Annotated in this window: 12 protein-coding genes; 4 read left to right on the top strand and 8 right to left on the bottom strand. The window is 66.4% G+C overall.

What is annotated here, in order from left to right:
- A partial coding sequence (locus tag VFE28_11200) for a glycosyltransferase family 4 protein (protein ID HZM16558.1) occupies positions 1-708 on the top strand: 708 nt, incomplete at its 5' end.
- Between the two features lie 4 nt (positions 709-712).
- On the opposite strand, the gene VFE28_11195 is transcribed toward VFE28_11200, so the two are convergent.
- From VFE28_11195 to VFE28_11160, 8 genes are all read right to left on the bottom strand, one after another.
- Positions 713-1,477: a glycosyltransferase family 2 protein gene (locus VFE28_11195; GenBank protein ID HZM16557.1), complete on the bottom strand. Its 765-nt coding sequence runs from the start codon at positions 1,475-1,477 to the stop codon at positions 713-715.
- 103 nt (positions 1,478-1,580) lie between these two features.
- Positions 1,581-3,605 (bottom strand): FlgD immunoglobulin-like domain containing protein, encoded by a 2,025-nt coding sequence (locus VFE28_11190; GenBank protein ID HZM16556.1) that lies wholly within the window; start codon positions 3,603-3,605, stop codon positions 1,581-1,583.
- Positions 3,606-3,756: 151 nt separating this feature from the next.
- Positions 3,757-5,382, bottom strand: a complete 1,626-nt coding sequence (locus VFE28_11185; GenBank protein HZM16555.1) for a hypothetical protein — start codon at positions 5,380-5,382, stop codon at positions 3,757-3,759.
- Positions 5,383-5,438: 56 nt separating this feature from the next.
- The gene (locus tag VFE28_11180; protein ID HZM16554.1) at positions 5,439-7,535 is read right to left on the bottom strand and encodes a hypothetical protein; all 2,097 of its coding nucleotides are present in this window, start codon (positions 7,533-7,535) and stop codon (positions 5,439-5,441) included.
- Positions 7,532-8,539, bottom strand: coding sequence for a hypothetical protein (locus VFE28_11175; GenBank protein HZM16553.1), 1,008 nt, complete (start codon positions 8,537-8,539; stop codon positions 7,532-7,534). Before VFE28_11175 ends, VFE28_11180 begins: the two co-directional genes overlap by 4 nt.
- Positions 8,536-9,573: a PorV/PorQ family protein gene (locus tag VFE28_11170; GenBank protein ID HZM16552.1), complete on the bottom strand. Its 1,038-nt coding sequence runs from the start codon at positions 9,571-9,573 to the stop codon at positions 8,536-8,538. Before VFE28_11170 ends, VFE28_11175 begins: the two co-directional genes overlap by 4 nt.
- Entirely contained in the window at positions 9,573-12,290 is a 2,718-nt protein-coding gene (locus VFE28_11165) for a TonB-dependent receptor (protein ID HZM16551.1), read from the bottom strand. The genes VFE28_11170 and VFE28_11165 overlap by 1 nt, the downstream gene beginning before the upstream one ends.
- A gap of 181 nt (positions 12,291-12,471) precedes the next feature.
- Positions 12,472-12,924, bottom strand: coding sequence for a hypothetical protein (locus tag VFE28_11160; protein ID HZM16550.1), 453 nt, complete (start codon positions 12,922-12,924; stop codon positions 12,472-12,474).
- Positions 12,925-13,260: 336 nt separating this feature from the next.
- Here VFE28_11160 and VFE28_11155 point away from each other — a divergent pair, with 336 nt between their 5' ends.
- From VFE28_11155 to VFE28_11145, 3 genes are all read left to right on the top strand, one after another.
- Positions 13,261-13,869: a hypothetical protein gene (locus VFE28_11155; GenBank protein HZM16549.1), complete on the top strand. Its 609-nt coding sequence runs from the start codon at positions 13,261-13,263 to the stop codon at positions 13,867-13,869.
- Positions 13,866-14,519: a hypothetical protein gene (locus VFE28_11150; GenBank protein ID HZM16548.1), complete on the top strand. Its 654-nt coding sequence runs from the start codon at positions 13,866-13,868 to the stop codon at positions 14,517-14,519. Before VFE28_11155 ends, VFE28_11150 begins: the two co-directional genes overlap by 4 nt.
- Positions 14,520-14,560: 41 nt before the next feature.
- On the top strand, positions 14,561-15,080 hold a 520-nt coding region (locus tag VFE28_11145; protein ID HZM16547.1), incomplete at its 3' end, for a hypothetical protein.

Here is a 15,080-nt window from a genome sequence, read left to right as displayed (position 1 = left end):
GCGAATTCCAGCGGCCTCGGCCAGCGCCTGTGGCGGCGCTATCGCGTGCACGCCGAGCCCGCCATCGGCGGCGTCGACATCCGTCGCTTCCAGCCGCGACAAGCGCCGCGCGCCGCGCCTGAACCGTTCCGCATCCTCGTCTTCGGGCGCTGGGCGCGAGCCGGCAAGGGCGCCGACTTGGCGGTGCGCGCCGTCGAAGGCCTGGCGACGGCGCTACGGCACCGGGCTCCGGCATGGGCCGGGACCCTGGCGCATCCGGTGCAGCTCGTGCTCTTCGATCATGCCGTGCCGGGAGGCGGGGAGAGTCCGGCGTCGCAGCTGCAATTTCCCGTTCCCCACGAATTCCACTGGAACCAAACGCAAGAAGAGCTGGCGCGTTTGTACGCGAGCTGCGACCTCTTCCTCTCGGCGGAACGTCGCGCCGGTTGGAACAACACGGTGGCGGAGGCCATGGCGAGCGGCGTGCCCGTGGTCTGCACCCGCGCCGGCACCGGGGACCTGGCGGTGCACGGCGAAACCGCTCTGGTCGTCCGACTGCGCCATCCCTTCTTCTTCCGCCGCGCCCTGCTCGCGCTCTGCCGCGACCAGGCCCTGCGCGAGCGTCTGGCCCGGCAAGGCCGGGCGCAGGCGGAGCGCTACTCCTGGGAGCACGTCGCCGATCGCATCGAGGCGGTGTCGCGGGCGCGCCTGGCGTCCGCAGGTGCCTGAGGTTTCACGGCGGCGGTGCTTCGCCAGGGTCGCGGCGGCGCAGTTCGTAGAGCTTGGCGTAGCGGAGGAAGACGTAAGTGCCGTGCAGGGCGGCGACGACGAGTCCAGGGATGCCGTCGCGGAAGCCGCGACGCAGCAGGTAGACGCGCAGGAACTCCAGCAGTGGCCGCAGCACCAAGCCGGGGAGGACGCTGCGGGCTCCTGCTTCGTGCATCTGCATCGCCGCCAGACTGGTCAGGCCATCGATCTTGCCCAGGTGATGGCCGATGTCGCGGTACGAGTAGTGCAGGAGATCGTGCCGCAGCCGCTCCTTGCGCCCCTGCACCACCACGCGCTCGTGCACCCGGTCGGCGGTGAAGCGACCCACCTCGCGGCGGAAGAGGCGCAGCACGTAACCCGGATACCAGCTGCCATGGCGGATCCAGCGGCCGAGATAACGGACGCGGCGGGGCATTTCATAACCATCGGCGGCGAAATCGAGGGCGCAGATCTCCTGGCAGAGGGACGGCGACACTTCCTCGTCGGCGTCGATGGAGAACACCCAATCTTGCTGTGCCTGCTCCAGGGCGAACTGCTTCTGCGCCCCGAATCCGGGCCAGGGCCGTTGCAGCACCCGCGCCCCGAAGCGCTCGGCGCTGGCGACGGTGCCGTCGGTGCTGCCCGAATCGACGACGATGATCTCGCGGGAGAAAGGCGCCACGCTGCGCAGGCAGCGCTCGATGTTCGTCTCTTCGTTCTTGGTGATGACGATGGTCGAGATCCGGTTCACGTTGGGGAGTGTACCCCAGGGCCGGTGACGCCGGAGGCGTGGGATGCCCCGAGGTTCTCGGGGCACCCCACTCCGGCGCCTGGGAGCTCGGAGAAGATCGCTCCTATTTCAACATCACCATCTTGCGCGACAGTTCGCCGTCGGCGCTGGTCAAGCGGTAAACGTAGACACCGGTCGGCACCTGCCTGCCGTGGCTGTCGCGACCGTTCCATTCGACGAAGCCCGGTCCGGCCTTGGCGTCCGCATCCAGCAGCGTCGCCACCAGCCGGCCCTGCAGATCGTAGACGCGCAGACTGGCCCGTCCGGGGATCTCGATGGCGTAGGAGATCCGTGTCATCGGGTTGAAGGGATTCGGCTCGTTCTGCGCCAGGAAGCGGCGGACCACCGATGGAGGCACGTCGGAGGTGTTGGTCTTGCTGATCACATGGATGTCCCCGGTGGGCGGCTCGCTCCAGTTGCGGGGTTGCAGCCGCCGCAGGGGTGGGCTGGCGCTGAAGCGCACGATGCCGATCACGTCCACGACGTCGCCGCGCCAGGGCGCGTAAGCGGACTCCTCGATGGCCAGGTCGTCGACGGGCACGACGTCCGGGCCAGCGAGCCCCGCCGCCACCTCGAAGGGCTCGCCAAAGGAGGCTGTCGTCAGAGTCGTCACCCCACTCAGCTTGACGAGCGACGACTCGAACCTCTCCGCGTCCGCATCGTTCTCCACTCCGGTGAGGTTCGCCGGCACCACGTTGATCGGGGTGACGGGAGGCTGCCCCGTGGCGACGACTTGCATATGGTCGATGCTCGAGATCTCCGTCCAGTATTCCGTCCCCGAGAGGAACTCGACCACCTGGCCGCTCACGAGGACATCGTCCCCGCGGTTGGGCATGAAGGGTGGGGTGAAGACGAAAATGCCGGCGTAGTCCGTCGTGCCGGCCTGCTGCATGTAGAAACCCGCGATGGTCGACGGAAAGTCGACAAGGGTGGTCTCGGTGACGATGCCGCGAAGGGTCACTTGCTGGTTCTCGACCCGGGAGCGGTCGTTGGTCGGCGACACCGGGGTCTGGATGAACGGGATGGTGCTGATGCCGCCGATCAGGTCGATCGTCTGCACGCCGTCCATGGCTACAAGCAGGTTGCTGCGAATACCGCTCATCGACACCACATGCGGCGTCACGGAGGGTACCAGGGGAGTGCCGATGGTGAGCGTCACGGACTTGCTGGTATTGTCGTACACGGCCGCGGTGATGACCTGGAACGTACTCAGCGAGTAGTGCGACGTGGTCTGGGCATCTGCCGCGTTGAGCTCCACGTTGAAACCGATCCTGATGTTGTTCGTCGCCAGAGAGTAGGCGATGACCGGTGCCGGGGCCAGCACGCAGCCGGGCAGGATTTGCAGGTCCGCTGGAGCGCGCGGCGTCAACTGATAGCCGGTCGTGTGCGGGGCCGTCGAGTCGAACTGCTGGACGATCCCGGTCACGTTGAAGGCGCAGGAAGCAATGATCGGTTGGCCGACGACGGGGTTGAGGATGCCGCAGGGGTTGGTGGTCTGCACGACCCGCATGATGCAGTTGTTCGTCAGGGAATCGGGTCCGGTGCTGATCAGCATGTAGTTCGTTTGTGCCGAGTAGGTGCCCGTCGGAACCCCGCCGGTCGCCGTCCGCACGTAGACAGGACCCACTCTCACGAGCCTCGATTCGTTGGGTTCACAGTTGTCGCCTTGATAGGAATTGTTCATCTGGAGCGGAGTTTGAACGACCGGCGCCGGTTGTGGGTTCCCGGACGACAGCAGGGTCACCGAGAGCGGCAGCGTCGCGGTGGAGCTGAGCTCCACCAGGCCGTTGAAGTGGATCACCGTCCCCGTGACCTCGAGCTCCTCCCCCATGGCGCCGCAGTACTGGGGCGTCCCGAAGATGTTGATGCCGCCGGTCGCGTCCTGAATGAAGAGGCGCGTGGCCGTCCCGGTCGGATAGGTCCCGGTCGTGATTCCTCTGACCGTCACCACCTGGTTGTTCTGGAGCGGAACTCCGTTGACGTCGTTGCAGTGCAAGGTGCCGATGTCCACCGCGTGTGCGCCGGCGGGGAGGAGCGCAGCTATGGCCACGGCCAAGGCGAGCCTTGGCGTCTTCGCAGAGGTCTTCATTGGGCGTCCTCCTGGAAGGAAGGCAAGCAAACAAGGTCTTGAGGCAAGCCACCCGATCCCGGGTTAGACGCGCCCCGCGTTGTGCCATGTTCTAAAGCAGTGAAAGTTTAGCCGAGCTGGGATGTCCTGACAAGCGCCTCGAGGCGCGCCATCAGGGCCGTCGCTCGCGGCGGGGGAGCCGCGGCCGCAATAGGTCGGGATCGTGCAAGAAATGCCGCCCGCCGGCTGCACCACCTGAATGCCGAAGGTCCTGAGGCGCATCGAGGATCTGCGTGAGCTTGAGGAGTTCTCGGATCTCGGTTTCGTTCTCTCCCATGTTGTTGTTGATCGGCAAGCCGATCGGGAAGCTGACGTAGGTGGCGTGGCCGGGGCCGCCCGTGAGGTGGTGCACGCCGATCTCGAAGGGCTCCGGGTTCACGAAGTTGGAGTCCCTGAAGGCACGCACGAAGGTCGATTCCGGGTAGACGTACAGCGTCGAGGCGTCCTGGCGAGACCTGAAGCACTCCATGATGGCTCGCAAGCCCTGGCTGAGAAAGTGAAACTCCGTCAAGCCCGGGTGGACCAATGCCTGCACCGTGTCCGCCAGGTCGAGGGAGAAATTCGTGCTGCCGTTCGGGCTCCGGAACACCGTCTCGATCCCGAACAGCTCGCGGAAGCGCGGCTCGTGATCGCCGAAGGCGCTCCGCGTGCCGAACACGAGGCCGCTGCTCAGGAACAAACGCCCGCTCCGTGACAGGAGCGAATCCAAGCCGTTGCGAGCGAGCTCGAGCGCCCCCGAAGACGTCGTATCGGCGTCGGTATACCAGACCACATTGTCGAACAGCTCCACCGTCGCCTCCAGGTCTCCGCTGCTCAGGCGCGGGATCGTCTCGATGTCCAGTATCACGTAGCGCCCTGGGGCGCTGGCGGCCAGGACGTTGCGGTAGGATTGGTCCGATGCGTTCTCGAGGAATCCGCCCATGCGGCAGTCGTCCACCAGGAGAATGCCGTTCTCGGGGGCGGGCTCGACATCCCAGGTGTGCTGAATCGCCTCGCTCGCCGCGCCGCCGTCGTCGACCGCCTGCACGAAGACCGTGCGCATCCCGTAGCGCCCGCCGAAGTCCCCCTCGCGCAGCACGACCACGTCGTCCTCGATCGGATAGTCCTTGGCGGCGGCCTCCGCTCCATCAAGCCAGGCGCGGTAGTGATCGAGATAGGCCCGGGAGTCCTTGTCGCTCTCCGTCCGCGTCGTATCCGGGTCCGTCGCGGTGAGATAGAAAGTGACCGCCGGGAGCGAGCGCACCGGCAGCGTCATCGGCTCGAACTCCACCTCGGGACGATTGTTCACCAGGTCGAAGACCTGACGTGCGGGCGCCGGGTCGACGGCGCCGTCGTCGTCCACGGCCGCCACTTCGAAGATGTAGCGCGCACTCCCTTCGGGGGCCGGCAGAGAGAAGAGCTCGGAAAGCGCCGACGTCTCCATCCAGGTCGTGTCGATGGGACACGCCGGGTTCTCCGGGGGGCAGGTCCAGCGGTGTCGATAGGCGGTGACCCGGCCATCGGCGTCGGTGCCCAGCCAGGAGAGCTGGAGCCGATAGAGTTGCGGCTCGAGGCTGTCACCCGTCACGACGAGGAAGGTCTCCGGCGGCGCGTTCTCCTGTTTCGGCGGCTCCGGCGCCACGGCGTCGTCGCAGCTCCCCAGCCAGACCGCCCCGAGGACCAGAGCGAGGGCCAGGGCCAAGCCCTGCCGGGCGGCCCGCGTGAGCCGGACATGCCGTGCGGGCCGGTCGATGCACACGGGTCCGGTCCGACCGGCGAGCGCGGCGTCGCTACGGCTTGGCTCCTTCACACACATCAACGGATCACCATGAACTTGCCCTGCTGCGCTTCGCCCGTGTCGAGGTTCTCCACCGTGAACAGGTACAGACCCGAGGCGATCTCCTGGCCGTCGCTGTTCAGCAGGTCGAATCCCGCCATCGAGCCACCCGTCACCAGGTTCCGGCCGACGGCGAGATCGCTCCGGTCCGGGCTGATGCCGTCGGTCTCGACGCCGGTGTAGGTGGCGGCGTCGAAGGCGTACTCGCGCACCCTGTCCCCCGCCAGCGTATAGATGCGGATCTGCGCTCGCGGCGGGAGGTTGACGAACCAGAGAACGCGCTTGCGCGGATTGATGGTCGGCGGCTCACCCGGGGTGGCCGGGTTCCAGCCGTCGAAAGACGACTCGCCGCGATACGGATTCGGGAAGACGCTGACACGGTAGCCGCCCGCTTCCGCTTCGGCGGCACTGGGCCCGGAGATGAAGTAGACGCTGTTCGGTAGAACGCCGCCCTCGAGGCTCCGCGGTTCGCCATCCTGGTAGTCGAAAGCCGTCACCGAGGCATAGCGCTTGAAACCGTCCGGAATGCCGTCCAGGCGCAGCTCGTATACGAGCGTGTCACCCTCGGTGGTGATGTAGGGCTCGGGGCGACGGATCCCTTCCATCCCCGTATCGAAACCGATGCCGTCGCCGTCCTTGTCGAACTGCTGCACGAGGCGGAACTGCGACGCCAGCGCACTCTCGCTCAGGTAAATGCGATAGCCCTGGAAATCGAAAAGCTTCGAGGCGGGGTCGGGCTCGCTTTCAGAATGGTCGCTCCAGCGCAGCACCACGGATCGGTGTTGCGGGAAAACGCGGAGGATCGGTGAGCCGGGCGGCGACGGCAGGGCGTAGCGGTCGTTGTAGGCTTTCTGCGCCCACGAGGCGTTCGTCCGCAGCTCTTGCTCATCCTGGCCGGCCAGGAAGGCGAAGACGACCTGGACGGTATCGCGCGGCGCCAGGAGGTTGAAAGGTCCCGCGGCGACGATGCTGACCGGATTGACCCCCGTGTCGAGGGGGGAGTCGAAGATCTCCGGCGGCACGTCCGTGCGCCCCCGGCTCATGAAGGTGTAAAGCGAATCGTCGTTCCAGGTGCCGTTGAGAAAACGCGTCGGGCTCCACGACCAGCCGGTCAGCGTCAGCTGCTTGGTGGAGATCGAGTCCGGCCCACGATCGTAGGGGCCGCGACCGCCCGAGCCGAGCACCTTGATCCCCGACCACTGGGTGGCGCCGGTGACGAACCCCTCGGGCGCGTTGCGGCGATTGAGCAGCAACCGCTCGGCATCGTCCCACTCCGGGTCCTGGAAATCGAACCAGATCCCCCCCGGCGGCCAGTTCCGGTAATAGTTGCGGTTATTGGTGACGAGCTCGGTGTAGATGCCGATCCAAACGTCTTGGAGAGCAGTCTCCGTGACGTTCACGACGTTGACCTCCACGATCACGAAGTCGTCGACCGGGTCGAACCCCCAGCCATAGGTGTTCTGGATGATGCGGATGCCCATCGGAGAGTGTTGCTCCTCGCCGGGTCCCGTCTTGACTACGTGGAGGGTGTCGACGTACACGGTGCGCAGGTTCTCGTCGGAAACCGTGCCGGCGCGGTAGTGGGGGCTCGAGCGCAGGCGCGAGAACTCTTCGGGCGCTTCCGGATGGATCGGCGAGAACTCGGAGTGCTGGAAGATCGGTTCCAGATAGTTGGCGTCGCGGCCTCCGGTGGTCACGAGGGTGTCCCCCGTCGTCACGCTGATCGCCCCCACCCAGAGCGCTCCCCGCACCAGGTGATCGAAGCCGGAGCGTGCCGGCCATTCCATGCTGGGGTTCTGGCGCGAGTCGAAGGCACGCCCGAAGGTGCCGGCGTTCGAGACCACGAACCGCATGTTGCCGATGTCCGTGATCCCGAGCTTGAGCGAATCGTCCCGATCCTCGATGTGATCGGGCGGCGCGAAGCGGTCGCTCTGCAGCACCAGCCGGGGCCGCTCGCGGTCACGGGCCGCCCCCTGTCCGTGCAGTGCGGCGACGGCCAGGGCGAGACCGAGCGCCGCCCCGGCTCGCGCCCGCGTCGGCCGCACCGCTGCCCATGCTGCTCGGCGCGCCCTCATGGCTCCTCGATCACCGTGTTGATCTTGTAGATCGTGCACAGCTGACTTCCCGGATCGGCCACCCAGACCTGGGTGGTGTTCGCCACCACCGCGGCGGGCATCGCCGCCGCCAGGGCGTCGCGCTCGGTCACCACTTCCTTGATCGTGCCGTCGGGACGGATCTGCAGCACCTGCGATTGCTGCGCCACGTAGTAGCGCCCCTCCGCGTCCGTCCACACGTCCACGGGAGCGTGCAGCGCCAGACGAGCCGACTCCGGACCCTGCACCTGGCCGCGCCCGGCGAACGGCACGTCGGCGGCGAGCACCTGCAGCCAGTTCTTCTGCGGGTCCACGAGGACGAGGGAATCGCCGAAACAATGAATGCCGCGAGGCTTCTGCACGAAGTGGTCGCCGTCGCCCAACGTCGCCAGCACCGCCACCCGCGCGCCGCCGCTCTCGGTGGGGGCGTACTTCACGACCGTGCTGGCCACAGGGTCGGCGACGTAGACGAAGCCGCTGTCGTCGTCAGCGGCGATGCCGCCGAACTCCTGGAAGGCCTCGTCCCGCACCCAGAGCCCCGTCGGCTGTGGCGGCGAGGCGATCCGGAATTGCACCAGCCGTCGATCGGGCCGCTCGAAGGCGATCCACAGCGTCTTGGCCGGGCCCGCGGCCAGCTGCACCGGTCGCTCCAACCTCACTCCGCCCGCCACGATGGAATCGGGGAAGCTGAAGGAGTTCGTCACCGGCGTCGCCTTTTCGGAAAGGTAGGCGTGGACGAAGAGGCTGTCTTCGATGACGTAGAGGATGCCGCTCGTCAGCACCATGTCGACGAAGCGCGGCACCTCCTGCCAGCGATACTGGACGTCGTAAGCGATCTCGCCGGTGCCGCCCGGCGTCTCCGGCTCCGGCGGCAGATCGATCCGCTCCGAACAGCCCGAAGGACCGCTGCAGAAGAACAGGGCCACCCACGCGGCAGGCAGGGCGAGGCGCTTCCAGAGCGAAACAGCTGGCGGCCTCGACCTCAAAACGCCACCTCCACGCTGAACCGATCGACGCGCCCCAGGTCCTGACCGTCGGTGTAGGCGTAGTCGAAGCGGAACTCGCTGCCTCCGAGGCTGCCGCGCAGGCCGAAGCCGGCGGAGAAGTCCATGGCCGAGGCGCGCGGGTTCCACCCCGCCCGGAGCGCCACGATCTCCTCGAGCCAGAGCTCGGCGCCGCCCTTGAGCAGCTCCCGCGTGTCCGCCGGGTGATCGAACTGCACCGTCGTGAGCAGCCGCGCCGGCCCCATCTGTAAGGGCTCGACGGCGGCCCCGAAGGCGAAGACGCTGGGCGGCGAGAAGCTGGAGTATTGCTTCTCCCCCGGCGCCGCGCCGGGCGGCGTGCTGATGAACCCGCCCGAGGGCTGGTAGTCCGGACCGATGTTCGTCCACGCCATGCTCATGCGGAAGTTGCGGTAGGGCAGCGTGAAGACGGTGCCCACGTCCACGGCCCACGAGTTCACCGTGCTCCCGCCAACGTCCGACCCCAGGTCTTCCCGCACGTACTTGACGTTGAAGCCGAAGCTGAAGCGGTCGGAGAGCTGCCGCGCATAGCCGCCGCTCACCACCAGGTCCGAGTACCCGAAGGTCCGGCCGTGGGGCAGCGGTTCGACCTCGCTCGTGTAGTCCAGCGTGGTGCGGAGCGACGCCACCTGCAGGCCGAGACCGCCCCCCAGCGCGGCGACGGGGACGGTGACGAAGACGGCGCTGTAGTCGATGTCCGCAGGCCACTCGGTGTGGGAGAAATGCACGTGCCGGTCTTGCAGCAGCGCCAGACCAGCGGGATTCCAGTGCATGGTCGTGGCGTCGTCGGCCACCGGCGTGAAGGCCTCGCCCATGGCCACGGCCCGCGCCCCGACGCCGATCTTGAGGAAGGTGAGCATGGAGGTGGCGGCGCGCTGCTCGCCCAGCTCCTGTGCCGCCGCGGGTGTGGCGGCGAACAGCAAGCAGAGCACGGCTCGACCCGGGCGCAGGCTCTGGAGACCTTGCAAACAGAGACCCAACTTTTGGAAGCGCGGCATCAGAAGGTCACCTCGATGCCGAAACGCACGTTGCGTCCTTCACCGTAGAAGGCGGGGTTGGACAAGCGGTCGGCCTGGGCCTGAGGGGAGACATCGCTGCTGCGGATGGTGTAGATCCCTTCACCCGGCACGGGCGCTGCTCCGGTGCTCGGATCGACGACCCGCAGGGGTTGCTGATCGAACAGGTTGCGAATCTCCAGGATGATGCCGAAACGCGTTCTCTCGCCGGGATCCCAATGCTTGTCGAGCTTGAAGTCGACGACGTCCTCGAACGGCGCATTGTCCGAGTTCGTCTTCCCCGTCTGCTGTCCGCGGATGTCCCGGGGCGTGTAGGGCTTGCCGGAGCGGAGCGTGTAGTAGAGGCTGGCCCCCCAACGATCGGGCAGCTGCAGTCCCCACAGCCGAGGGGCATCGCCCTTGCGCAGGCGGTAGTCCAGGCTCGCCTGCAGGCGATGGGGCCGGTTCCAGGGCATGTAGGCCTCGTTGAGATCGGGCTCGGCGTCCCCCGATTCCAGGGCCTCCGGATCCACCGACTTGATGCGATTGGGGTCGGCGGGCTTCCCGGTGGCGATCATGTACTCGTAGCTCAAGTCCGTGGTCAGGCGGCGCGCGCCGCGATGCGTCCAGACGAACTCGACGCCCCGGGTGCGGGAGAAATCGCTATTCACGTAGACGAGACGCTGGCGGGTAGCCTCGAAGGGGCGCGTCGCCGTGGGGTAGTCGTAGGTGTCTTTGTTGAAGAGGGTGATGTCCATGGCATCGGAGTCGTTGAACTGGTGCTTCAGGCCGAACTCGAACTGCACGGAACGTTCCGGGTCGAGGTTCAGGTTGCCCTCGATGGGAAAGGCCTCGCTGGAGCGCGAGCTGATCTTGGCGTAGTAGTAGACGAAGCGCGGCCACTGCACGAAGTGTCCGAAGTTGAAGTGCAGGGCGTCGTGATCCGTGACCGGATGGTTCACCGCCAGCCGCGGGCTCCAGAAGAACTTGTAGCGATAGCCGAAGAGCGAGTTCGTGTCGGCGAAGTACTCCTGGGCCACCAGTTCGTCGGCTGCCGCGGCCTGGTCGGCGGCCTTGCCGAGGAAGATCCAGTCGCCCCGAATTCCCACGTGGCCGGTGAAGCCTTCGTAGCTGAAGCGGTTCTGCAGGTAGAAGGCCCCGTCGTTGGGGTTGACACGGTAGAGGTCGTGCACGCTCCCCAATCCGCCCTGGCCCTCGACCGGATTGGTGATGGCGATCATCTGCAGCGTGTAGTAGCTGGCTTCGATCCCGCCCTTGAACTCGTGGTGCTCCTGCCAGCGACGGGTGTAATGGCCGTCGGCGGTGAAGCGGTCGACATAGTGGTTCTCGTAGACGGGGAAGTCGCCGTTGTCATCGGAGACGAAGAAGGTGTCGACACCGGTGCCGCGCCACTCGGTGTATTCCTCTCCGGCGATCCAGGGGCGCTTGCCCTGCACCGCCCCTTCCAGGTTGTTGAAAAAGTGCGACACTGACATCGACGAATACGACTTGTCGCTCACCGCCCAGCGCCAGTTGACCACCTGCGAGGAAGTCACTTCCGTGTAGGTCGGGAACTGGTCCATCTGATCGCGGAAGGCATAGTTGTAGCGGGTGTCGGCGGAGGAAGCGTCGGCGCCCTCATCGCCGACGCGGAAGCGGGTGAAGGCGTGATCGATGCCGACGGTCTTGGTGAAGGTGGCGTTGATCTTGTGGTGCGGGTTGAGGGTCCAGGTGACCTTGCCGTAGAGGTTCATGCTGTTGTCCTGGCGGGGGCGCAGGAAATCGTTGTACTCCCACTGCAGGCCCGCGAAGCTGGAGGTGGCCTGCGACCGGAGAGTGCGCCGTGTGTTGCCGAAATTGGTCGCCTCCCGCAGGCTCGGGAGATAGGTGTCCGTGGCCAGCACGTCCATGCCGACCAGGAAGGACATCTTCCCGGGGATCGGGTACCCACCCTCGAGAGGCAGGAGCGGCCCTTCCGTCTGCAGGAACATCCGTTCCGTGTCGTTGCTCCCGCCATGGAACTCCACCTCGGAGCGGAAGACGTCGCCCCCTTCTTTCAGCTGCACGTTCACCACCCCGCTGATCGCCTGGCCGAGCTCCGCCTCGTAGCCGCCGGTGATGACCTGCAGGCTCTGGATCGCCTTGGCGCTGAAGGTGCCGCCGACGGCGGAACCGGTGATGGGATTCTTCATGGCCACGTTCTCGATGCGGAACATGGTCTCGTCGCTGCGCCCGCCGCGGATGTGCAGCTGCCCCTCCTCGCCGGCCACCCCCACCTGTCGTTGCACCACCTCACCGACGTTGTCCACCGCGAGCCTGGAGATCTCCACCGCGCTCTGCTCGCGCACGGTGGAGATCTCGCTCACGTCCACCAGCGGGCGCTCGGCGGTGACCAGCACCTTTTCCGTGGTGCCCGCCGCGGCCCTCTTGCGGAGCAGGAACCGCACGGGCGCCACCTTCATGGGCTCCACCGTCACCGTGAGCTCCTGTGGGTCGTAGCCGATGTAGGAGGCGCGCAGGCGGTAGACACCCGGAGCGAGGGCGCGGATGGCGAAGCGGCCGTCGCTGCCGGTGTTGGCGCCGAGCGTGGTGTCCACGATGGCCACGTTGGCGAACGGCAACGGCTTACTGTTGGTCACATCGAAGACCAGGCCCACGATATCGCCGGTATTCTGGCTTTTGGTCGGGCTCTGGCTCTGCGCCAGCGCTGGAACCGCCATGGCGAGCAGCCCGACGAGCACGCCGGACGAAGCGCGGCAGCGCCCGGAGAGCCTGGCCCTCCGGCGTCGGAGTCCCCGGGTTGCCCCCGCGGCACCCATCGGCTCGGACCTCTCGGGTCGGGAAGGTGATCGTCGGCGCAAGCTACCGGAAATGTAGCACATGCGGAAGCCCAACGAGGGCTCAGCGGTTTTCGGGGAAGAGCGGTTTCACTGCACCCCAGGCGCGGATCTCCGTGCGCGGGGAAGGGAACGGGTCGTTGTCGAGCGCCGTGACCTCCGGGCCCGGCATGCGCTCCGCGGCGGGCTTGTCGACGATCTCGTCGAGACCGTTGAGGGTGCTGACCCGGCCGCAGACGGCCTGGATAGGGCCCTGAGTGTGGGTAATGAAAATGCCGAGCCCGCAACCGCTGGAAATGGTGACGATGAAGCCAGCCCCGCGCGCACCGGAATGCTCCCACGCCACGTAGTTGCCGCTCGTGCACACGGCGTCATCGGCCACGTCGGCTTGGCAATCGCCATTGGCGTCGGCCTGCACGTCGAAGAGCGCACCGGAGGCGAAGGGCGGATCGCCCTGGGCGAGTAGCAGCCCAGGCGAACCAACCAGGCACAAAAGAAGCATCGACAGCCTTCTCATGAGCCACTCCTCCGGCGCTTCAGGTTTGCTGGCACGTTACGCCCCGTCGAGACTCGGTGCAAGTGCGACCTTGCCGCTTCTCGCATCGGCCGCGGTCCCCTCTCGCACCGGGCTCGGCCCGCCTCTCTCATCGGCCTCGGCCCGTCTCTCTCACCGGCCTCGGCCCGTCTCTCTCGCCGGCCTCGGCAGGTCTTTTGAGGTGACCGGCGCGAGGAGTTGTCTTTCGGGTAGAATCATGGCGCTCGCAGCCCGAGCGCCGTATCTTGCAAGAACACTTGCGGGCCCGATGCCGACCTTCCTGCCACGAGGCAATCCTGGTCCGTCACGGAGGCCTCCATGCTCTCGCGACCGACCGCGCTCTTCGCCGCCCTCGCTTGCGCCCTGAGCCTCTGCCTCCTGCCGGGCTGCGAAGACACCTCCTCTCCCTGGGAGCCGGCTCCTCCCCTGGTCATCGACAGTCCGGAGGCCGTGATCACAACCTTGGCGCGGGCTTACTCCAAGAAAGACACCGAGCTCATCGCCACGCTCCTCGCGTCCGAGCCTGGAGTCGAGTGCCGCTTCCTTCCCTGCGGCGTCTCCGACCCCCATGAGGGTTCGATCATCGACCCAAGACTTCCTCCACCCCCCATTCCCCCCACCGAATGGACGCCGCAGACAATCGTTGTGAGCGTCGTGCAGCTCGAAGCCTTCGGCGAGAGGCCGGATCTCTATTCGGTGGACGGCGGCCTGGACGGCAAGCTCGATCCACGGAGATGGCACGCCGTGGATGCCCGCTACTCGGGGACCGTGCTTCTCCGTTTGGCTGACCTCGACTACAAGATCGAGGGCGAGGCGAACTTCGTCGTCATTCAGGATCTGACGAAGCACCCCGGCGATTCGGGCACTTTCTTCCTCTACCTCTGGGAGGAGATCTGCGCCGCAGCCATGCACCTGGAGAAGTCATGAAACGGCTCCTGTTCTTGCCCGCTTTCCTCCTGCTGGTCGCCTGCGAAGAGCCGCAGAAGTTGGCTCCGCAGAGTACTGAACCCACGTCGGACCTGGTGGCGACGCTGGCGCGGGCCTATCAGACGCGTGACGTCGAGCTGTTCGCTTCGCTCCTGGCGAACGACCTTGCCAGCCATGCCGAGTTCGTCTTCCTGTTCGAACCGGCCCACGACAGCGGGGAGACGCAGTGGGGCCGAGACGAGGAGATCCGCCTCCACCGCCGCATGTTCCATCCCGAGGCCCCCGCACCCGGGGAAGTGCCCGTGCCCCAAGCCCGGTGGCTGGAGCGGATCGTGATCCAATTCACGCCTCTCGAACCTTTCCAGGAACGTCGCGACCTCTACAGCGAGAACGGCGGCGAGCTCGATTCGGGGCGCTGGCGGGCCGCGGATGCACGACACGCCTCGTTCATGCTCTTCGAAAGCCAAGACACGGACTACCTGGCGCAGGGTGAATCGAACTTCGTGGTCCTCGAGGATCTGACCAAGAACGAGGGCGACCCGGGGAAGTTCCTTCTCTACATGTGGGAAGACCTGTGCAGACCTGCCAAGCCGGCGCCCGGTGGAATCGAGAGGCTCTGTCTGAACGGCGTCAAGGAGTGGTATCGTTGAGACCCATCACGATGGCGCCGGAACGTCCAGAGAGGTCGACGATGAAGAGACCCAACGCATCGGGCTGCTGGGCGGCGGGGCGGGCTGTGATCACACTTCTCGCGCTTTCACTCCTCTCGAACTGCGAGGATCCCGTCGAACTCAAGCCGGCTCCGGAGGCTCCACCAGGCAGCCCCGAAGCCGTCGTCACAGCCCTGGCCAAGGCGTACCAGCAGCGCGACCCGGAACTCTTCCGTTCCGTCCTCGCCAACGAGCACGGAGCGAACGCCGACTATCTGTTCTTCCTCAGCGAGCCGACGAATGTCGGCGAGACACAATGGGGCTACTCCGAAGAGGCCCGCATCCACCAGCGCATGTTCCGCCCCGACAAGCCCGCGCCCGGTGATCCCGTGGTTCCCTCTGCCCTCTGGCTCCAGAGCCTCCAGATCACGCTCACGCCGCTGGAGGTATTCAAAGTCCGGGAGGATCTCTACTCGGCGAATGAGGGCAAGGACGGCAAGCTCGATCCACACCGATGGCGCGCCACGGATGCCCGCTACTCCACCTATGTTTACTTCGATC

This window comes from Candidatus Krumholzibacteriia bacterium, from assembly GCA_035649275.1.
Classification (GTDB): Bacteria; Krumholzibacteriota; Krumholzibacteriia.
Note: the sequence above shows the minus strand (reverse complement) of the source record. Positions and strands in the feature narration are given on the sequence as shown.

Bases quoted from the DNA above. Each gene is read 5' to 3' on its own strand.
- VFE28_11190 (HZM16556.1), bottom strand. From the start codon at position 3,605: ATGAAGACCTCTGCGAAGACGCCAAGGCTCGCCTTGGCCGTGGCCATA.
- VFE28_11180 (HZM16554.1), bottom strand. From the start codon at position 7,535: ATGAGGGCGCGCCGAGCAGCATGGGCAGCGGTGCGGCCGACGCGGGCG.
- VFE28_11170 (HZM16552.1), bottom strand. From the start codon at position 9,573: ATGCCGCGCTTCCAAAAGTTGGGTCTCTGTTTGCAAGGTCTCCAGAGC.
- VFE28_11165 (HZM16551.1), bottom strand. From the start codon at position 12,290: ATGGCGGTTCCAGCGCTGGCGCAGAGCCAGAGCCCGACCAAAAGCCAG.
- VFE28_11160 (HZM16550.1), bottom strand. From the start codon at position 12,924: ATGAGAAGGCTGTCGATGCTTCTTTTGTGCCTGGTTGGTTCGCCTGGG.
- VFE28_11155 (HZM16549.1), top strand. From the start codon at position 13,261: ATGCTCTCGCGACCGACCGCGCTCTTCGCCGCCCTCGCTTGCGCCCTG.
- VFE28_11150 (HZM16548.1), top strand. From the start codon at position 13,866: ATGAAACGGCTCCTGTTCTTGCCCGCTTTCCTCCTGCTGGTCGCCTGC.